This window comes from Psychrobacter sp. ASPA161_6 (genome assembly GCF_051970285.1).
GTDB classification, from domain to species: Bacteria; Pseudomonadota; Gammaproteobacteria; order Pseudomonadales; family Moraxellaceae; genus Psychrobacter; species Psychrobacter glaciei.
Genome location: NZ_JBEFNJ010000005.1, coordinates 51437 through 70799 on the forward strand (window position 1 = coordinate 51437; position 19363 = coordinate 70799).

The 19363-nt window shown below is 42.7% G+C and carries 28 protein-coding genes; 4 read left to right on the forward strand and 24 right to left on the reverse strand.

Features of this window, described 5'->3' with window-relative positions; all coding sequences use genetic code 11:
* The first annotated feature begins 117 nt into the window (after window positions 1–117).
* Complete coding sequence (locus ACTQ9T_RS12955) at window positions 118–621, forward strand: DUF4124 domain-containing protein (RefSeq protein WP_440465349.1); 504 nt, start codon at window positions 118–120, stop codon at window positions 619–621.
* A gap of 29 nt (window positions 622–650) precedes the next feature.
* Here ACTQ9T_RS12955 and ACTQ9T_RS12960 read toward each other — a convergent pair whose 3' ends face one another.
* Window positions 651–2453 (reverse strand): NAD(P)H-hydrate dehydratase, encoded by a 1803-nt coding sequence (locus ACTQ9T_RS12960; RefSeq protein WP_440465350.1) that lies wholly within the window; start codon window positions 2451–2453, stop codon window positions 651–653.
* Window positions 2454–2644: 191 nt separating this feature from the next.
* Here ACTQ9T_RS12960 and queG point away from each other — a divergent pair, with 191 nt between their 5' ends.
* Window positions 2645–3883 carry a tRNA epoxyqueuosine(34) reductase QueG gene (gene queG / locus ACTQ9T_RS12965; protein WP_439292839.1) on the forward strand — a complete coding sequence of 413 codons (1239 nt, stop codon included), beginning with the start codon at window positions 2645–2647 and terminating at the stop codon, window positions 3881–3883.
* 102 nt (window positions 3884–3985) lie between these two features.
* Here the strand turns inward: queG and lysM are convergent, their stop codons facing one another.
* The 6 genes from lysM to ACTQ9T_RS12995 all read right to left on the reverse strand — a co-directional run bounded on the left by lysM (window position 3986) and on the right by ACTQ9T_RS12995 (window position 8528).
* Window positions 3986–4495, reverse strand: coding sequence for a peptidoglycan-binding protein LysM (gene lysM / locus ACTQ9T_RS12970; RefSeq protein ID WP_010196747.1), 510 nt, complete (start codon window positions 4493–4495; stop codon window positions 3986–3988).
* Between the two features lie 306 nt (window positions 4496–4801).
* Window positions 4802–5038 carry an acyl carrier protein gene (acpP, locus tag ACTQ9T_RS12975; RefSeq protein WP_025652201.1) on the reverse strand — a complete coding sequence of 79 codons (237 nt, stop codon included), beginning with the start codon at window positions 5036–5038 and terminating at the stop codon, window positions 4802–4804.
* Between the two features lie 272 nt (window positions 5039–5310).
* On the reverse strand, window positions 5311–6045 hold the full coding sequence (fabG, locus tag ACTQ9T_RS12980) for a 3-oxoacyl-ACP reductase FabG (RefSeq protein ID WP_240216692.1): 735 nt from the start codon (window positions 6043–6045) through the stop codon (window positions 5311–5313).
* Entirely contained in the window at window positions 6036–7004 is a 969-nt protein-coding gene (fabD, locus tag ACTQ9T_RS12985) for an ACP S-malonyltransferase (RefSeq protein WP_210541393.1), read from the reverse strand. The genes fabG and fabD overlap by 10 nt, the downstream gene beginning before the upstream one ends.
* Before the next feature lie 428 nt (window positions 7005–7432).
* On the reverse strand, window positions 7433–7615 hold the full coding sequence (gene rpmF, locus ACTQ9T_RS12990; RefSeq protein ID WP_010196743.1) for a 50S ribosomal protein L32: 183 nt from the start codon (window positions 7613–7615) through the stop codon (window positions 7433–7435).
* Window positions 7616–7934: 319 nt separating this feature from the next.
* Complete coding sequence (locus tag ACTQ9T_RS12995) at window positions 7935–8528, reverse strand: YceD family protein (protein ID WP_440465351.1); 594 nt, start codon at window positions 8526–8528, stop codon at window positions 7935–7937.
* A 296-nt stretch (window positions 8529–8824) separates the two neighbouring features.
* Between ACTQ9T_RS12995 and ACTQ9T_RS13000 the strand changes: the two genes are divergently transcribed.
* Together ACTQ9T_RS13000 and ACTQ9T_RS13005 are read left to right on the forward strand one after the other, a co-directional pair.
* On the forward strand, window positions 8825–9448 hold the full coding sequence (locus ACTQ9T_RS13000) for an elongation factor P hydroxylase (RefSeq protein WP_440465352.1): 624 nt from the start codon (window positions 8825–8827) through the stop codon (window positions 9446–9448).
* A gap of 269 nt (window positions 9449–9717) precedes the next feature.
* Window positions 9718–10338 (forward strand): L-threonylcarbamoyladenylate synthase, encoded by a 621-nt coding sequence (locus tag ACTQ9T_RS13005; protein WP_010196739.1) that lies wholly within the window; start codon window positions 9718–9720, stop codon window positions 10336–10338.
* Window positions 10339–10412: 74 nt separating this feature from the next.
* Here the strand turns inward: ACTQ9T_RS13005 and rplQ are convergent, their stop codons facing one another.
* The 17 genes from rplQ to rplN all read right to left on the reverse strand — a co-directional run bounded on the left by rplQ (window position 10413) and on the right by rplN (window position 19346).
* Entirely contained in the window at window positions 10413–10772 is a 360-nt protein-coding gene (gene rplQ, locus ACTQ9T_RS13010) for a 50S ribosomal protein L17 (protein ID WP_010196736.1), read from the reverse strand.
* Window positions 10773–10791: 19 nt separating this feature from the next.
* A complete protein-coding gene (locus tag ACTQ9T_RS13015) occupies window positions 10792–11799 on the reverse strand; it encodes a DNA-directed RNA polymerase subunit alpha (protein ID WP_021813386.1) in 1008 nt (335 codons plus the stop codon).
* 81 nt (window positions 11800–11880) lie between these two features.
* Complete coding sequence (gene rpsD / locus ACTQ9T_RS13020) at window positions 11881–12522, reverse strand: 30S ribosomal protein S4 (RefSeq protein WP_010196731.1); 642 nt, start codon at window positions 12520–12522, stop codon at window positions 11881–11883.
* Between the two features lie 48 nt (window positions 12523–12570).
* Entirely contained in the window at window positions 12571–12960 is a 390-nt protein-coding gene (gene rpsK / locus ACTQ9T_RS13025; protein WP_010196728.1) for a 30S ribosomal protein S11, read from the reverse strand.
* Window positions 12961–12980: 20 nt separating this feature from the next.
* Window positions 12981–13337 (reverse strand): 30S ribosomal protein S13, encoded by a 357-nt coding sequence (rpsM, locus tag ACTQ9T_RS13030; RefSeq protein ID WP_010196723.1) that lies wholly within the window; start codon window positions 13335–13337, stop codon window positions 12981–12983.
* Between the two features lie 252 nt (window positions 13338–13589).
* Window positions 13590–13706, reverse strand: a complete 117-nt coding sequence (rpmJ, locus tag ACTQ9T_RS13035; protein WP_010196721.1) for a 50S ribosomal protein L36 — start codon at window positions 13704–13706, stop codon at window positions 13590–13592.
* Window positions 13707–13737: 31 nt separating this feature from the next.
* Window positions 13738–15069, reverse strand: a complete 1332-nt coding sequence (gene secY / locus ACTQ9T_RS13040; RefSeq protein WP_173240232.1) for a preprotein translocase subunit SecY — start codon at window positions 15067–15069, stop codon at window positions 13738–13740.
* Window positions 15070–15088: 19 nt separating this feature from the next.
* Window positions 15089–15529, reverse strand: a complete 441-nt coding sequence (gene rplO, locus ACTQ9T_RS13045; RefSeq protein ID WP_010196716.1) for a 50S ribosomal protein L15 — start codon at window positions 15527–15529, stop codon at window positions 15089–15091.
* Entirely contained in the window at window positions 15529–15708 is a 180-nt protein-coding gene (rpmD, locus tag ACTQ9T_RS13050) for a 50S ribosomal protein L30 (RefSeq protein ID WP_010196714.1), read from the reverse strand. Before rpmD ends, rplO begins: the two co-directional genes overlap by 1 nt.
* A 20-nt stretch (window positions 15709–15728) precedes the next feature.
* Window positions 15729–16244, reverse strand: coding sequence for a 30S ribosomal protein S5 (gene rpsE / locus ACTQ9T_RS13055; RefSeq protein ID WP_010196711.1), 516 nt, complete (start codon window positions 16242–16244; stop codon window positions 15729–15731).
* Between the two features lie 2 nt (window positions 16245–16246).
* Complete coding sequence (rplR, locus tag ACTQ9T_RS13060) at window positions 16247–16597, reverse strand: 50S ribosomal protein L18 (protein ID WP_010196708.1); 351 nt, start codon at window positions 16595–16597, stop codon at window positions 16247–16249.
* 11 nt (window positions 16598–16608) lie between these two features.
* Window positions 16609–17142 carry a 50S ribosomal protein L6 gene (rplF, locus tag ACTQ9T_RS13065; RefSeq protein ID WP_010196707.1) on the reverse strand — a complete coding sequence of 178 codons (534 nt, stop codon included), beginning with the start codon at window positions 17140–17142 and terminating at the stop codon, window positions 16609–16611.
* Between the two features lie 223 nt (window positions 17143–17365).
* Window positions 17366–17764, reverse strand: a complete 399-nt coding sequence (rpsH, locus tag ACTQ9T_RS13070; protein WP_010196706.1) for a 30S ribosomal protein S8 — start codon at window positions 17762–17764, stop codon at window positions 17366–17368.
* An 11-nt stretch (window positions 17765–17775) separates the two neighbouring features.
* Complete coding sequence (rpsN, locus tag ACTQ9T_RS13075; RefSeq protein ID WP_010196705.1) at window positions 17776–18081, reverse strand: 30S ribosomal protein S14; 306 nt, start codon at window positions 18079–18081, stop codon at window positions 17776–17778.
* Between the two features lie 12 nt (window positions 18082–18093).
* Complete coding sequence (gene rplE / locus ACTQ9T_RS13080) at window positions 18094–18630, reverse strand: 50S ribosomal protein L5 (RefSeq protein WP_010196704.1); 537 nt, start codon at window positions 18628–18630, stop codon at window positions 18094–18096.
* A gap of 21 nt (window positions 18631–18651) precedes the next feature.
* The gene (gene rplX / locus ACTQ9T_RS13085; protein WP_010196703.1) at window positions 18652–18969 is read right to left on the reverse strand and encodes a 50S ribosomal protein L24; all 318 of its coding nucleotides are present in this window, start codon (window positions 18967–18969) and stop codon (window positions 18652–18654) included.
* 8 nt (window positions 18970–18977) lie between these two features.
* Window positions 18978–19346 carry a 50S ribosomal protein L14 gene (rplN, locus tag ACTQ9T_RS13090; RefSeq protein ID WP_010196702.1) on the reverse strand — a complete coding sequence of 123 codons (369 nt, stop codon included), beginning with the start codon at window positions 19344–19346 and terminating at the stop codon, window positions 18978–18980.
* Window positions 19347–19363 lie beyond the last annotated feature (17 nt).

Sequence of the window (19363 nt, forward strand, 5' to 3'; positions counted from 1 at the left end):
AAGCATTATTTGCTAAAATCAAACGCTACTGTATTCATATTGTTATTTATCAATGTAAATACCGCCTTTAAATAAATATCTACCTTCATTTTTTACCCCCTTAAGAGGACCGCTACTATGGCATACACGTCTACCATACATACCCCTGCCAAGCTGCTCATCAGTATCAGTACTGCGTGTATGATAATGCTGTCAATGAATGCCAGTCATGCTATCCAAGTGTATAAATCGATTGGTACGCACGGTGAAGTGAAGTACAGCCAGCATGCGCCGCAAGAGGGTAGAAATATTGAAGTGATCGAATTTCGTAGCGATGGTAGACAGAATAACGCAGGTCAGCTAGCGGGTAAAACAGAGGCTAACCAAAACATACCTACTCAAAGTGCAGAAGAACAGCGCGTTGCCCAGCTAGAAGCACGTATCAAAGATCAAGAAGCGCAGGCTAATGCACAGCGCTGCCAATCACTGCGTAATAACCTGACCAATCTAAACGTTGGCGGGCGTATCTATGAGATGGATAGTGATGGCAAACGTGAATACTTAGATGGTCGCGAAATCGAGCTTAAGCGTGAGCGCGTGCAACAAGCCATCACTCAGTATTGTAATGGCTCTACGACCTAGTTTTTATTTAATACGGTGCACTACCCTACTTAATTTTTATTGGTAATCAATTGCATGACATGACGAATGGCTACTGGCATATCTTGCGCTTGTAGCCCGCGCTGTCCAATCAGTAGCGAGCTATTATGTTGGTAATGGTCAGTATCATTCATCAAGGCGTCTCCTGCTAACGCATGCAGCAGAACCGCTTGGTGCAAGCAGCGCGCTTCGTCTTCTAGATCTTGTTGTGCCAACAGCCCAGCAATCACCCCAGACAATACATCGCCCATGCCAGCGGTGGCCATGCCAGCATTACCTACGCCGCAAACATAAATATGCGCTTGCGAACCCTTCTGCTCTAATATCCTTTGCTCCAGTACCAATGAACCAGCGCCTTTTAGCACCCAGTCACCGCCATAAGTTTTAGCACACTGTTTTATAGCTGCTAATCGATCATTTTCTACTACACTAATTTTCTTATCAAGCAATCTAGCCGCTTCACCACTATGCGGCGTCAAACAAACCTGATGATCCATACTGTGTTGTCGCAGCTGAGCGATGAGTTCGTGTTTATGAGGATGCTCACGACTCTCCATCTGCAATGATGCCAAATGATAAAGACCATCTGCATCAATGACCAGTGGCTTCTTCTCTGTTATAGCAGCCTGAACATAACTGATGAATAATGCTTGCGCCTTTTTATCACGCCCCAATCCCATGCCAATGGTAACGACGCTAGCTTCTTTAATTAATGCCTTCACCCCTTCTTTATCGTGCAAATCAATCGTCATCGCATCCGGTAATGACGTTAATAAAGCCCCATGAAAGGCATCGTGACAAGCCACAGTAATTTTACCCGCACCTGTCGCCATGACACTACTGGCAGATAGTATGGCTGCCCCGCCCATACCTTGCGAGCCATCAATTCGATTACCACCAATGACCAAGACGTGACCATAGCTGCCTTTGTAGCTGTTCTGTCGACGAGCATTTAAAGCGTGCGCTACAGTCACTAGAGTGGCGGCTGAGTTGTTTGACTGAGTCGGTATTAACGGTATATCAATCACGCTCCCGCTATAGTCCATGCCATCTTTGGTATGTAAACCAAATTTGCGGGCAATCAAACACAACGTCACGTCAGCTTGTATGGCAATGCGCTCAAATACTTGACCAGTAGAAGCCACTAAGCCACTCGGGATATCAACAGCAATTGCCAAAGCATTCTTGGATTGCGCTACCTTGTTAAAGACGCTAATAGCCTGCTCGTAAACCCCTTCAGGTGCACGGTCCAATCCTATACCAAATAATGCATCGATATAAATATCAGCTTGCCAGTTTACTCCTCTTATCTCACTTTGATTGGCACTACTATCCTCAAAGCGTTGATAATTTACCTTAGCAGATAGCGCTATTTGTTGCGCTTGCTTAGCATCGGATACAACGTTGTGTTTGTCTACTTTGTTAGCAATTTTTACTTGATTGTCTGTCTCCAGATCCTCGGTAGCATAGCCGACTGTGATTACTTTTACCTGCCAGCCTGCCTGCTGCAGATAGTAGGCAATAAGCCAACCATCACCGCCATTGTTCCCCTTTCCTACCCAAATACTCGCTCGTTGCCGACAACTATTACGTCGATAAACTTTATGATCAGCTGAGGCACGAGCTTTCAGATACTTTTGTTCATAGAGCTGTTCTATATGCTGCGCCATTTGCCAAGCAGCTTGCTTCATTAACCCAAAGCTATCATGACCTTCTGCAAACCATGCTTGCTCCATAGCGTAGACTTGCTCGCTGCTATATAGGGCTATCGGTTTCGTTGTGTCTGATGAAAATACATTGGATTGAGTTTGCATACCGTTCCTCGATTATTTTTATTGGTTTTTTATCATATCAAAACTTGCTGGTTACTCGCTTGTCTAAGCTTAGCAAAAGCTCACTTTGACTTATGTATCAATATGAAATGTGAGATTATTTGCTTTTATACTTGCGCTCTTAGCTCACTGGCTTATCATATCGGTATTCACTCTATTGCCTGCTATCACAAATGAATAATCCTTCTAAAGTAAACTTATCTAACTCTTCAACTCAGCAGATATCAGCTCAGAAAATTTCTCCTGAGCCTAACCCTGGGCACGAAAAAAAGATTACTGTGAGTAATAGCCCAACGTTTGCCACCACCGCAGAGGTAAAGCAATGGATCAAGGCTCAAGCACAGTCTTTAGGGTTTGCCGACTGTGGTTTCTTATCCGTGCATCATCCTTTATTTACTCAACAAATTGAACAATTGCAACGGTGGCTGGATAAAGGCTATGAAGGCCAATTGCAGTTTATGCATAACAATCACCACCTACGTGCGCATCCTGCCCAACTGGTAGAAGGGGCAAAAACCATCATCAGCGTGCGTATGGATTACCTCACTCAGACACCTACCCCGCGTGCGGTCACTGATGATGATCATCCCAATCAAGGTATCATTGCGCGTTATGCCAGAGGCCGCGATTATCATAAGACGATGCGCAGCCGCTTAAAACAATTAGCCTTAAAGATAGAAGCGATGCTTGCTGAATGGCAGCATCTAGATATTGGAGCTGAGGCAGAATTTATTTTTAGACCTTTTAGTGACTCTGCCCCTATCTTTGAGCGTCCTATTGCAGATGCAGCAGGACTTGGCTGGACGGGAAAGCATACGCTACTGCTAAACAAACAAGCGGGCTCATTCTTTGTGCTGGGTGAGTTGTTTATGAGCCTTGAGTTGCCGGATGATGAACCAGTAAAAGAGCACTGCGGCAGTTGCAGTGCCTGTATTGATATCTGCCCAACCCAAGCGATTGTCGCACCCTACGAGCTCAATGCTTCTGCCTGTATTTCTTATTTAACGATTGAGCATGATGGCATCATTGATACCAAATATCGACGGGCGATTGGCAACCGCGTCTTCGGTTGTGATGACTGTCAACTTATTTGTCCGTGGAATCGCTACGCCAACCTTACAACCGTAGAAGATTTCACGCCACGGCATCAGCTTGACAACAGCAGTTTGCTTGAGCTGTGGCAATGGCAAGAAGCAGAGTTTATGAAAAAAACTGAAGGCAGTCCGCTCAGGCGCACAGGCTATGTGAACTTTTTGCGCAATATCGCCATTGGACTTGGCAACGCTAATCCCAGTATAGAAATCGTCACTCATCTACGATCTAAGTTAGGCTTGCATAACGACATGCTGGACGAACATATTAATTGGGCGCTTACGGAACAAACTGAAAAATTAAATATCAATAATCGATAAACCTATGCCTTTTAGACACAAAAACGCCTCTTACTAAAGAGGCATTTTTTATTCTATTAGACATTCTAATGCTAATTAAGCTTAGAAGTTATGGATTAGAAATTACGGCTTTGGAATGCGCAATACTTGACCAGGATAAATTTTGTCTGGATCAGACAGCATAGGCTTGTTGGCTTCAAAGATTTTTGTATAATCACCAGATGAACCATAAACATCTTTAGCAATCTTAGATAGGCTGTCACCAGATTTTACGGTATACATCGTAGATTCAGGCGCGTCTTCTTCGATATCAATGTTATCAATGACTTTAGCGACGTTTTGGACATTACCAATAGCGATAATGGCTTTTTCACGGTCAGCCTGTGTTTTGGCGTTACCACTGATTTCAGCGGTATCCGTCGAACCGTTATATTTGATTTTTAGGTTACTGATATTGAGGTTCTGCTGCTGGATGCGACGTAGCAAAATGTTGGCAACCGATTGTGCTGAAGGCTCACCGCTGGCGACAGGCGTACTAGCGTCTGCTTTGGTTTCTGATTTAGCGTCATGCTTTTCGTCGTCACGGTTAAAAATCTTATCACCGATGTCTTTTGCAAAACTAAACATACCCATATAACTGCTCCTTGAAATACTATTATTTATTATTAATCGTTATTCTTTTAATGGTAATTATATCTAGTAATTACTATTATTTCTTGTTTACCATTATTAGTATAGGCAAAGACATATATGATGAATAGTAATAGTATGTTGAGTAATGTTGATTTGGCGTAGCTTATGTTAATGAAATGAATCACTAGACTAGATGAGCATAAATGACTGGGATAGACTCTTAGAATAAATAACGAACATAAAAAAACCGCTTATCTATGCTGTATAGATAAGCGGCATTGTAAGACTTGCTAAGCAAATAGCGAGTTATAGCTGGGCTTGTACGTAGTCGATTGCTTTTTGAACCGTCGTCAATTCAGCTGAATCTTCATCAGGAATAGTGATGCCAAAATCGCTTTCGAATGACATAACCAATTCGACTAGATCCAATGAATCAGCGCCTAAATCTTCCATAAATGAAGCATCATTGTTGATGTCTTCAACGTTCATACCTAATTGCTCAGCTACTGCCGCCTTTACTCTTAGCTCGGTATCATTACTCATGTAGATTGCTCCTTTATCATCTATTATTTTTAATAAACTGCGATAGCGCGATAGTTAAACGTTATCGCCTAGTATATAAAATGGAATTTGCCAGATCAGCATTGCCGTCTGAGTACTCTATGACACGTTATACGTTCTGTCTAATGTCTAGTAAAGCCCTGCTATCATACAGGGCTTTGACGTAAAAGTATTCGTCATTATAGCACCCTTTATTATAGTTTACACTCGTTCACACAGTTTTTTATTATAAGTATGTAACACTTGTGCGTCACTTACATATACATGCCACCATTGACAGGAATAACAGCACCTGTGATGTAGCTGGCTTCGTCACTAGCTAAGAAATGTACGGCAGCTGCAATGTCTTCTGGCTGCCCAAGACGACTAATAGGCACGGCATCTAGCATCGAATTTAGTAGGCGCTCGTCAAGCTCATCCGTCATATCCGTCTCAATTAAACCGGGTGCCACACAGTTGATCGTGACTTGGCGTGAGCCGATTTCACGTGCGAGTGTACGGCTGAAACCTTCTACGCCCGCTTTAGTCGCTGCGTAATTAGACTGACCAGCATTGCCCATTTGAGCAACGACAGAGGTAATATTAATGATACGACCACGACGCGCCTTCATCATACCGCGTACCGCACGTTTGCTCATGCGATAAACCGATGTCAAATTGGTATCAACCACGTTCTCCCAATCTTCATCTTTCATGCGCATCAATAGACCGTCTTGGGTAATACCAGCATTGTTAACCAGCACTTGCACCGCGCCATAGACGCTTTCAATCTCTTCAAATAACTTATCGATTTGTGCCGTATCGCGTACGTCTAATACACGGCCAATACCACCACTATCATGTAGATAACCATCAACAAGTTCAGCACCTTTTTCTGTGGTGGCTGTCCCAATCACGAAATGTCCTTCCTTTGCAAAACGTTTGGCGACTGCCTTGCCAATACCGCGACTGGCACCAGTCACTAGGGTAATCGTACGGCTCATGATAATACCTCCATTAATTTATCAAGACGGGTGGGCTTGTCAGTAGGATAGCTGGCAATTGGTTGCGCTTGACGCTTGGCCAAATTACTCAATACATTGCCACTGCCACACTCGATTAAAATATTAATTTGCTTATCAGCCAGCTCTTGCATGGTCTTTGACCACAGTACTGGCTCACTTAGCTGCTCGGTTAATGCTTGCTTAATACCTGCCGCACTACTCTCAACACGCGCATGACGGTTTTGAATAACCGGAATGGTTGCTTGATCAAACTTAATAGCTGCTAAGGCTTCCGCTAAAGCACTACTTGCTGGCGCCATAAGCGCACAATGTGATGGTACGCTCACCTTTAGTGGGATGGCTTTTTTGCCAGTATTTTTTACTTTATCAATGACAGCTGTGACGCCTGCCGCATTTCCTGAGACCACAACTTGTCCTGGACTATTGAAATTTGCTGCTCCGACAATAGCGCCATCAACATGCTCGGTTGCCTGCTCGCACAAGTTTTCCACACGATGATCTTCGAGCCCTAGCACTGCTGCCATCGCTGTATCGATACCTACTACCGCCTCCTGCATCAACTGACCGCGCGTATGTACCAATCTCACCGCATCAGCAAGCGATATCACTCCAGCGGCACAAAGGGCGCTGTACTCACCTAGAGAATGACCCGCTAGATAGCACGGCGCTTTTTTGAATTTTGGTTGTAGAATACGCCAAATGGCGATACTAGCCGTCAATAAGGCTGGCTGAGTATATTGCGTTTGATTGAGCTTTTCTTCATCCTGACAAATTGCCCATAAGTCTTCACTTAGTGCTTCGCTTGCTTCAGCAAAAGTATCACGAATCTCTGGATAAGCTTCAGCGAGCTCGCTGGTCATACCGACAATTTGTGAGCCTTGACCAGGGAAAAGCACCGCAATGCGGGTTGGCTGTTTTTTTATCATATCGGGTACAGAGGCCATAACCAATATTCCTTATGTAATTGAAAACATCCCTAAAGATAATCGGGAGTATTGTAAAATTAGGGGCGGTCTAGAGTTATATTTTTAACTGATCACTCAGACAGCTGATTATAAGTAAACTATACACTGACAGATACTATTATCATAGCTGATGAAAAAATGAGGCGTTAAGGTAAGATAATATTTAGCTTTTGACAGTTTTTTAGGCACAGCATTTGATAAAAAATTACGTGATAAAAACCAATGATAGGAAACTACGTCATAAAAAATTCATAGCAAAAAGCCAAGTTATCCCACCACATAATATATGGTAGCGAAATAACTTGGCTTTCTTTAGCTCAAAACTTATTGCCTAATAATAGCGGTACAAAAAGCCGTAAAGTGCCATCAGCACCATCGTATTGTTGCATCACTGATTAAATAGTCAATTAAGCGTCTTGACTGACCTTGAACAACTGACGACCACGATAAAAACCATCTTTAGTCATGTGATGACGACGATGTTTTTCACCAGTGGTAGCATCTACGCTTAGCTCAGCCACTTCCATACGATGGTGTGAACGGCGCATGTCACGACGAGAACGGCTTTTACGACTTTTTTGAACAGCCATGATATAGCTCCTATACTTAAAAGGGATAAGCTTAAAATTCAGCTTTAGTCGATACTGACAGAGGCTATATAATCACAACAACCTAAGTCTTACGCATCATTAGTTAAATAGATTGCCACGTGCATTAAAATGCTAACTACGTCTAAAATCTATAGTCAATTTGCCTAGTCAGTTTTTATCTGCAAGTAACCTGTTGCTAGAATGCAATAAACGGGACATTATACGCATGTTTCATCGATTAATAAAGCCCTGCGTACGACTCTTCTGCACAAAGCCGATAAAAGGCATTCTAAATCAATTGAATACAGCATTTTTTCTTTTATAACTTGCCTTTCAACGATGCTAAAGCGGCAAAAGGATTTTCATTTTCTTCTTCTTCAGGTATCTCACCAAACTGCTCAATCGTCATTTCACAGTCATCGTGCTTCGGTGCCATCGGTGTTTTAAGCAATATTTCATCTTCAACCAATTTTTTCAAAGGCAATAAGCGCTCTGGCGACTGCTCAGTAATGACTTCATCAAGCAATAAATAGTCCTGCTCTTCATTGACTAGGCGCACTTGGCTCTCGTCATCGAGTAATGCAATATCATAATCATCAGTTAAGTCAGTGGCTACGGGTTGCAAGCAGCGCTGGCAAGTTAGCCATACATCACCCACCAATTTAAATGACAGATGTAAGACATTATTACGACGATAAAGATTGGCAGTGAGCTGGATTTTTTCTTGTTCATGTTCTGTCGTCAGTATAGCGGAAAGACGCTCAAAAGAGGTAGGTTCTATCTCTCCTGCCCACTCAAAGCCAGTATCTTCCCATTTATTTAAGGAAAGGTGTTCGGGCATATTACTCGATATAGGATTCTGCATATTATCAGCTTGAGCCGCTGAAGGCTTGCTTACTGGAGTGCTTGACATACGCGGCCTCATTCATCAAAAACGGTGTATAATATTGCCTGCCATACTAGCGGAAAGCACTGAGTAGCGCTAGCGCTAGTATGTTAAGATTTTCTAACCTTTGGGTTGCCTCACATTTTTATTTACTCATTTCATGTATAGAGTACCAACAGTCTCTTATTTTTTATTCGGTCAATCTTCTATCTATGATATCGCCTACCGCCAACCCTGATTTTTCTGCATTGTGGTCTTCTGTTGATAAGGCTCTTTTGCTTCAACATCTCACTGACTTAGAAGATACAGCTATAGAATGCCCTATGAGCAATCTAAAGACTTGCGCACTCAATTCTAAAATAAATACAAACCTAAAAGATTTAGCAGATCAATGGCAAAAACTGTCTAAGGAAAGCGCTTCTATAGCAGATACTGAAAAAGCAGCAACCAATTGGCTTATCTGTTTATTTAATACTGTGTTTGCCAAGCATCAAGTGATATTAGCATTTGGTGATGGTGAACCAGAATATTTCCCTGCTCAGAACAATCAGCCAGCACGAATCGAGTTTGCTAACGGATTTTTTGCCAGTGCGCTGCATGAGCTGAGCCATTGGTGTGTCGCTGGTAAAGAACGTAGAGGCTTACCCGACTTTGGCTACTGGTATGCACCAGATGGGCGTTCAGCCTCTCAGCAGCAAGCATTTGAGTGCGTAGAGATTAAACCGCAAGCGCTTGAGTGTTTGTTTACTCTTGCCTGTGGATATCACTTTCGAGTCTCACAGGACAATCTGTTTGCCGACTTCGATACCAGTGGTAGCACTTTTGCTCATAACGTTTATTTACAAGTTGAAACTTATATTACCAAGCCAGTAACGCTGCCACGTGATGCCAAAACTTTGCTACGGGTATTATTAAGTGTTTGTAACGATAAATTAACTAACAGCTAGCCACGATAAACCTATATAAGGTTAATGATAGCGAAGCTCGTAAGATGTTAACGATTTCCTACCAACCGTAACGCCTTGCCAATAAACTTATATTTGCTTTAAGCTATACTGATATATGAGTAGATTTTGTGGTGCAGCTAAGATAAAGCGAAGCTAGCAAAAGATTGACTCATTATTACTCTTATTTCTTTCTAGCATTATTTCTTTGATAACAACTCATCCACCATCTCAAAAGTATATAACCTATAATTATAAAACAAGGAACTATTATGCAAGTGCTCTATATTCATCCCGAAAATCCGCAGCCACGTCTTATTGAGCAAGCCGCTGATTTATTACGTAAGGATCAGTTAATCATTTATCCTACTGATACTAGCTATGCTTTTGGTTGTCGTTTAGGCGCAAAAGACGCCCTCGAAAAATTAAAACAAATCCGTGAGCTTGATGATAAGCATCAATTTACGTTATTGTGCCGGGATTTAAGTGAAATTGCCAACTATGCAGCAGTAGATAATGTGCAATTCAAGCAGCTTAAGGCTCATACGCCAGCTCCTATTACCTTTATTCTTAATGCCACAAAAGACGTACCAAAGAAACTGGCACATGCGAAGAAAAAAACCATTGGTATTCGTGTGCCAAGTAATCCTATCGCCCAAGCACTCTTGGCAGCCATGGACGAGCCTATCTTAACCAGCTCATTAATATTACCAAATCGCGATGATATACTTGATGATCCGTTTGAAATAGAAGATCTGTTAAGCAACCAAATAGACGGTCTCATTAACGCAGGTATAAAAACCACTAAGCTAACCACTATCGTTGATATGACCAGTAGCCAGCCTGAAATCATCAGACAAGGTGCTGCTGACGTTAGTTCTTTGCTATTATAACTACTTATTTAAACGCATAAAAAAAAGCTCCAATCGATTGGAGCTTTTTTATGAATCATATATTCAGTATAAAATTAGTCACGATCAACTAATTCTACATATGCCATTGGCGCATTGTCACCATCACGATGACCGCATTTTACGATACGCAAATAACCACCTGGACGCGTCTGGTAACGAGGACCTAACGTGCCAAATAATTTGCCTACCATAGCTTTGCTACGCATACGGCTGAATGCTAAACGACGGTTAGCAACGCTGTCTTCTTTAGCCATAGTGATCAATGGCTCGGCAACGCGACGTAGTTCTTTAGCTTTTGGTAAAGTTGTTTTGATCAGTTCATGCTCAAATAATGAGTTAGTCATGTTCTGAAACATTGCCTTACGATGACTGCCGGTACGACCCAGCTTGACTCCACTCTTACGATGGCGCATAGTCAAAAATCCTTAAAGTTTAACGGCTACGATAAGAAAAGCGATCATCAACACGTAAATCAGCTGGTGGCCAGTTATCTAGGCGCATACCGAGCTCTAAATCTTTAGACGCTAACACGTCTTTGATTTCCGTTAATGATTTCTTACCAAGATTTGGGGTTTTTAGAAGTTCAGTCTCTGAACGTTGTACCAAATCACCGATATAGTAAATGTTTTCAGCTTTCAAGCAGTTGGCTGAGCGAACCGTTAGTTCAAGATCGTCCACAGGGCGTAATAGCACCGGATCAACCTCTTCTTTCTCTTTCACAGGCTCAGGCGCTTCTTCAGCTTCTAGGTCAACAAAGATAGAAATCTGTTGTTGTAAAATAGTGGCTGCTTTACGAATTGCTTCTTCTGGATCTATAGTGCCATTAGTTTCAAGCTCAATGATAAGACGATCAAGATCAGTACGCTGCTCTACACGAGCGTTCTCAACCTGATAGGCAACACGAAGCACAGGACTAAAACTTGCATCAAGCTTTAAGCGTCCAATTGCCTTAGTATCACCATCTTCACGGCGCTGGTTTGCTGGCTCATATCCACGACCCATTACTACGCGCAAACGCATCTTAAGATGACCACGATCACTCAATGTACCCAATACCAATTCTGGATTGATGATGTCAACATTGTGTGGTAACGCGATATCTGCAGCAGTAATAGTGCCTGGACCTTGTTTATCCAAGGTCAAAAATACTTCATTTTGGTCATGAAGCGTAATTGCCAAGCCTTTTAAGTTCAAAAGCAAGTCAAGTACATCTTCTTGTAGCCCTTCAAGCGTAGAGTATTCATGGTCAACGCCATCAATCTCAGCTTCAATGACTGCAGCACCAGGTAATGAAGATAACAAGATACGACGTAAGGCATTACCTAGGGTATGCCCAAAGCCGCGTTCTAACGGTTCGAGCGTGACTTTCGCAATCGTTTCATTAACCGTATCCACGTTAATGGCATTCGGCGTTAGAAACTCAGTTGCATTTAGCATCATGATGTCACCTCGATTTATTAAACTGGTTTAATTAACGTTAATTGCTCAATGCCATTTTCATGACATCGAGCAGTACGTCATTTACTTAGAGTATAGCTCAACGATCAAGCTTTCGTTGATTTCAGCAGGTAGATCAATACGATCAGGCGCTTGTTTAAACGTGCCTTGTAGTTTGCTGTGATCAACATCTAGCCATTCTGGAATACCACGTTGTGTCGCTAATTCGATAGCGTTTTTAATACGTAGTTGTTCGCGAGACTTCTCTTGGATAGCGATGACATCACCATCTTGAAGCTGAATTGATGGAATGTTCACACGAACAAACTCATCACGGCCAGCTTTTTTTACCATAACAGTACGATGACTGACTAGCTGACGTGCTTCTGCGCGAGTTGAGCCAAAGCCCATGCGATATACAACGTTATCTAGACGGCTCTCAAGCATGGCTAGTAGGTTTTCACCGGTAGCACCGCGCTTACGAGCAGCTTCTTTATAGTAGTTAGCGAATTGACGCTCTAGTACACCATAAATACGCTTAACTTTCTGCTTTTCACGCAGCTGTAGAGCATATTCTGAGGTCTTGTTACGGCTTACACCGTGTTGACCTGGTGGACGACCAGCTTTTTTCGTTTTAACATCGTATGGTTTAACACCAGACTTAAGGCCTAAGTCTGTACCTTCACGACGTGATAATTTGAGTTTTGGTCCAATATAGCGGGCCATTGTTATGTCTCCTATAAGCTTTTGGGATAAAAAGCTTCGTCTTTAATATTAGACGCGGCGCTTTTTCGGCGCACGGCAACCATTGTGTGGGATTGGGGTTACATCAGAGATGCTGTTAACTTTATAACCCAATGCACCTAGTGCTCTTACCGCAGACTCACGACCCGGTCCTGGTCCTTTGACCAAAACGTCGATATTCTTAACACCATATTCCTGAGCCGCTTTACCAGCGACTTCAGCTGCAACCTGAGCTGCAAATGGTGTAGATTTACGTGAACCACGGAAGCCTTGTCCACCTGAAGTGGCCCAAGCCAATGCATTACCCTGACGATCGGTAATCGTAACAATGGTGTTATTAAAAGACGCATGGATATGGGCTATGCCCTCCGATACTGAACGACGAGCCACCTTTTTGCGACTGCGAGTGTCTTTTGCCATCTTTTAGCTTCCTAAGTTAATTATCTTTTGAGAGGGCGTGTCGGACCCTTACGAGTACGAGCGTTGTTCTTGGTGTTCTGACCTCTAACTGGTAGGTTACGACGATGGCGTATGCCACGGTAACAACCAAGATCAACTAAACGCTTGATATTCATTGAAACTTCACGACGAAGATCACCTTCAGTCATGTAATTTGCAATTTGTGCACGGATAGCATCTAACTGTGTATCATCTAACTGACTAACTTTAGTAGTAGGGGCAATGCCAACTGCTTCTAATATTTTCTGAGCAGTGGTACGACCTACACCAAAGATGTAAGTTAGTGAAATAACAGCATGCTTATTATCCGGAATGTTTACGCCGGCAATACGAGCCATTGATTTCTCTCCATTAAAGAAAAATAAGCGTTATTTATCAATAAGGCATTATTCTTCAGAATTGTTGCTGTTAATACTAAATATATTATGGTCACTATCGCTGTTTTAGCTTAGTTAAAAGCCTAACCATTGATAGCATTACAAAATATTCTGCATAAACACGGCAAGTGGCGGATGATATCCCATCCGCCGTCATTTTTCAAGTATTAATTGAAATAGTAACAAAAGTCTAAGACCTTATAATACTAAATATTAACCTTGACGTTGCTTGTGGCGCGGTTCTGCTGTACAGATGATATGTACACGACCTTTACGACGCACAACTTTACAGCTACCACAAATCTTCTTAACTGATGCTTGAACTTTCATAGCATACTCCTTGAAATATCGTACCGCTCATTTAAGGTTGAGTGGGCGATTGAATTAACGTCTGATCATGATATTGATGGGTCATCAAATGCGCTTGAATCTGCGAGATGAAGTCCATTACCACAACCACCATAATCAGTAAAGATGTACCACCGAGTTGAAACGGCACACCAAACGATGACTGGACGACCATCGGCATTAAACAAATAACCGTCATATACATCGCGCCAATAAAGGTCAGTCGGTTTAATACATGATCGAGGTAACGCTGAGTTTGTTGTCCAGGGCGAATACCAGGGATATACGCACCACTACGCTTAAGGTTTTCTGCTACTTCACGCGGGCTAAATACCAATGCCGTATAAAAATAACAGAAGAAAATAATCATCGCGCCAAATAGTACTAAATATAGCGGTTGCCCTGGGGACAACACCAATGCCATATTTTGCAATATTTTTTGTACAAAAGTAGGATCAGTTGATTGACCAACCCACTGCCCTAAACTTGCAGGGAATAACAACAAAGAACTGGCAAAAATAGCTGGGATAACCCCTGCCATGTTCAGCTTCAACGGCAAATGTGATTGCTGTTGAGCGTATATCTTGCGACCTTGTTGCTGTTTTTGTGCATAGTTGACAGGGACACGGCGCTGAGCACGTTCAATATAAACAATACCTGCAGTAACCGCGATGCCTAATAGTACAAAAATGAACAGTACAATCAGGTTCATCTGACCTTGATTGACCTGTTCGATAGACTGCGAAATCATACCTGGCGTACCAGCCACAATGCTCGCAAAAATGAGCATTGAGATACCATTACCAACGCCGCGCTCTGTAATCTGCTCACCAAGCCACATTAAGAACATAGCGCCCGCTACTAATGAAGTAACGGCTGGAATATAAAAAGTCAAACCAGAGGATAAAGTAAGATTTTGGCTGATTAAGCCAGCACACATTCCTAATGACTGTACTAGAGCTAAAGCAAGTGTCCCTTGACGGGTGTACTTGTTTAGCTTGCGTCGTCCCGCTTCACCTTCTTTTTTGAGGGCTTCAAGCGATGGCAGTACTGCAGACATCATCTGTACAATAATCGATGCTGAAATATATGGCATAATGCCAAGCGCCATAATAGACATACGCTCTAGCGCACCACCTGAGAACATATTAAACATGCTCAAAATGGTGTTTTCGTTGCGCGAAAACAGATCAGCCAAGTTAACTGGGTTGATACCCGGAACTGGAATATGTGACCCTAAACGATAAACAATCAATGCGCCGATTAAGAATAATAAACGCGTCCATAATTCGTCATACTTGCGTATGAAGGCAAATGGATTAAGCGGTATACCAGCCGATGACATTGATTGTTTTGACACGTTACTACTCCTCGATGCTACCACCAGCAGCTTCGATTGCTTGCTTAGCGCCTTTAGTCACTTTAATACCTTTAAAGGTATAAGCTTTAGTCACTTCGCCTGACAACATTACACGAGCACGCTTCATATCATGACGGATAAGATTAGCAGCTTTGAGTGTTTCAATGCTGACCACATCGCCTTCAATTTTATTCAATTCAGACAGACGGACTTCAGCAGTCGTCATTGCCATTCTACTGGTAAAACCAAATTTTGGTAGACGGCGATATAAAGGCATTTGACCACCTTCAAATCCTGAGCGTATGCTAGAACCTGAACGAGATTTCTGACCTTTTACACCACGACCACCAGTCTTACCAAGACCTGAACCGATACCACGACCACGACGTTGGGCAGTTTTCTTTGCGCCAACACCTGGTGATAATTCATTTAATCTAAGACCCATTACGCTTCCTCCACTTTTACCATGTAGTTGACGCGATTGACCATACCACGGGTTGAAGGAGTATCTTCTACTTCAACAGTATGATTAATACGGCGTAAACCCAATCCTTTCAAGCTCGCTTTGTGGCTCTTTAGGCGATGGGCACCCGATTTAAATTGAGTGACTTTCATTTTTTTCATCGTAACTCACCTAGTCTAAGTTAACCCAAGATTTCGTCTACAGATTTACCACGTTTTGCTGCCATCTTCTCTGGAGTTGACATATCACGTAAACCGTTAAACGTAGCGCGAACCACGTTAGCAGTATTGGTAGAACCATAACATTTAGTCAAAACATCTTTGACACCAGCAACTTCTAATACAGCACGCATTGCGCCACCAGCGATTACGCCAGTACCTTCAGATGCAGGCTGCATGTAGACTTTACTAGCACCATGACGTGCTTTGATCGGATGATACAAAGTTGCATCGTTTAGCTCAACAGTAATCATATTGCGTTTGGCAGCTTCTAGCGCTTTTTGAATAGCAGCTGGCACTTCACGTGCTTTACCACGACCAAAACCAACACGACCATTGCCATCACCAACAACAGTTAATGCGGTGAAAGAGAAAATACGACCACCTTTAACTACTTTTGCGACGCGGTCAACGGTAACTAAGCGTTCTACTAAACCGTCTGTTTGCTCATTTTTATCATTTTTATCATTTCTAGCCATGATTAAAACTCCAATCCGTTTTCGCGAGCTGCTTCAGCTAAAGCTTTAACTCGACCATGATATTTAAAACCACTACGGTCAAAGGCAACTTTAGTAACCCCAGCTGCTTTTGCGCGTTCTGCGATCATTTGGCCTACAGACGTCGCTGCATCAGCGTTGCCAGTCGCGCCTGAGCGCAAGCTGCCGTCTAAGGTAGATGCCTGAGCAATCACTTCACCACCGTTCGGAGAGATAATCTGGGCATAGATGTGCTTTGGCGTGCGATTAACCGTTAAGCGATGTACGCCTAAATGACGGATATGCGCGCGGGTTTTCTTAGCTCGACGCAGACGAGCTGCTTTTTTATCAAACATTTCAACTCACCTTATTTTTTCTTAGCTTCTTTGCGAACCACATGTTCGTCGCTATAACGAATACCTTTGCCTTTATAAGGCTCTGGTGGGCGGAAACCACGGATATTAGCCGCTGCTTGACCAAGCTGCTGCTTATTGTTTGATTTCAAAACAATTTCAGTTTGCGTTGGGGTTTCAGCTGACACACCTTCAGGTAGCGTATATTCTACTGGATGAGAGTAACCAACGTTTAGCGTTACTTTATTACCAGTAGCTTGCGCGCGATAACCAACACCAATTAACTGAAGACGTCTTTCAAAGCCTTCATTCACGCCAGTAACATAATTGTTAAGCAGGGCGCGCATGGTGCCAGTGTGCATCATGGCTTCTTTTGAATCGACTGTAGGTGAGAAAATGATCGCATCATCTTCCTGTTTCAGCTCGACCAATTCATGCAGGCGTAAAGACAAATTGCCGTTCTTGCCTTTCACTTCGACCTGCCGATCGTTCAAAGTAACGCTTACGCCGTTTGGCAGCGTCACTGGGGCTTTAGCCACACGAGACATAGGAATATTCCTTAAAAAATTAACTTCTTTATATTAGCGAAAAAACTAACAGGCTAAAAAGCCTGCTAGTTTAGCATAGTTGTTCCCATTAAGCACCATTCAATTTTATCAACTTCAAATGCTTAGCTTTCTTTAAGCTCATTACAAATCATTATGGACTTATAACAGCTTAAAGGGGTTCAAGTAGACTTTGTCGTCTCATCACCAATAGCATAAATGCTAATTAGGCAACGAATGCAACGATTTCACCACCGATACCAGCAGCGCGTGCAGCACGATCGCTCATGATACCTTGGCTAGTCGATACGATAGCAACACCCATACCTTGCTTAACAGTAGGGATAGCGTCTTTACCGCGATGCTGGCGTAAACCAGGACGGCTAAAACGTTGGATAGTTTCGATGACAGCTTTGCCTTCGAAGTATTTCAGTTCAATAGTCAATGTGGCTTTATTGTTGTCTTGTTCAGTAACAACAGCGTTCGCTACATAACCTTCGCTAACCAGTAAATCAGCAATTGATTTACGTAATTTAGAGCTCGGCATTGCTACCGATACTTTGTTAGCCATTTGTGCGTTACGAATACGGGTTAGCATATCCCCAACGGTATCTTGCATACTCATATAGTTACTCCTTACCAGCTTGCTTTACGAACACCAGGCACATCGCCTTGCATGACACGCTCACGCAGCATATTGCGTGATAAGCCAAACTTGCGGAAGTAACCGTGAGGACGACCGGTGATAGCACAACGATTGCGCAGACGTACTGGTGATGAATTGCGTGGAAGAGCTTGTAGCTCTAGCATCGCTTCCATACGAGTTTCGTCACTTGCAGTCATATCACTGATAGTTTCTTTTAGCTTGATACGCTTTTCAGCATATTTAGCAACCATTTTTTCGCGCTTTAATTCGCGGTTAATCATGCTCTTCTTTGCCATAACGTCTTTACCTTATTTAAATGGGAAGCCGAATGCTTTGAGTAACGCACGACCTTCTTCATCATTACCAGCTGACGTGGTGATTGTCACATCCATACCGCGGATACGATCAATTTTGTCAAAATCTACTTCTGGGAATACGATTTGTTCTTTGATACCCAATGAGTAGTTACCACGTCCGTCGAAGGCTTTAGGTGAAAAACCGCGGAAATCACGAATACGAGGAATTGCAATGGCAATGAGACGATCTAAAAATTCGTACATTTGCTCACCGCGTAGCGTTACTTTACAGCCAATTGGCCATTCTTCACGAATCTTAAAGCCAGCAACTGATTTACGCGCTTTAGTGACCACAGGCTTTTGACCAGCAATCGCGGTCATATCAGCTACAGCACCTTCAAGCAATTTCTTGTCTTGAGATGCGCCGCCTACACCCATGTTAAGTGTGATTTTAGTGATTTTAGGCACTTGCATCACATTCGCTAAACCAAGGTCTTCTTTGATTTGCTGCTTTAGTTCATCGTTATATAAAGATTTTAATCTTGCCATTACCATTACACCCTTAGTGTCTTACGCAGTCGCCACTACTTCACCGTTCGAACGATAGACGCGTTGTTTGTTGCCGTCTTCGCCGAACTGATAAGTAATACGATCAGCTTTTTGGGTTTGCGCATTTAATATTGCGACATTTGAGATATGCAGAAAAGCTTCTTGCTTAAGAATGCCACCTTCAACGCCAGTTGCCTGATTAGGCTTCTGATGTTTAGTAACAATGTTAATGCCTTCAACTTTAATACGATCGTTTTTTACAGCTTGTACAGTACCTTGTTTGCCTTTATCTTTACCAGCAATCACGATAACTGTATCGCCTTTACGTAATTTTGACATGGATTACCTCACAATACTTCTGGTGCTAGGGATACAATTTTCATAAACTGATCACCACGTAGTTCACGAGTTACCGGTCCAAAAATACGAGTTGCAATCGGTGCTTTGTTTTGGTTCAACAATACCGCAGCATTGTCATCAAAACGCAGAACAGAACCATCAGGACGACGGACGCCTTTTTTGGTACGTACAACTACCGCATTCATCACGTCGCCTTTTTTAACACGACCGCGAGGAATGGCTTCTTTAACCGTTACTTTAATAATGTCGCCAACTGATGCATAACGACGATGAGAGCCACCCAGTACTTTAATGCACTGAACTCGCCTTGCACCGCTATTGTCTGCAACTTCCAGCATTGACTCAACCTGAATCATAGCGTTACTCCACACGT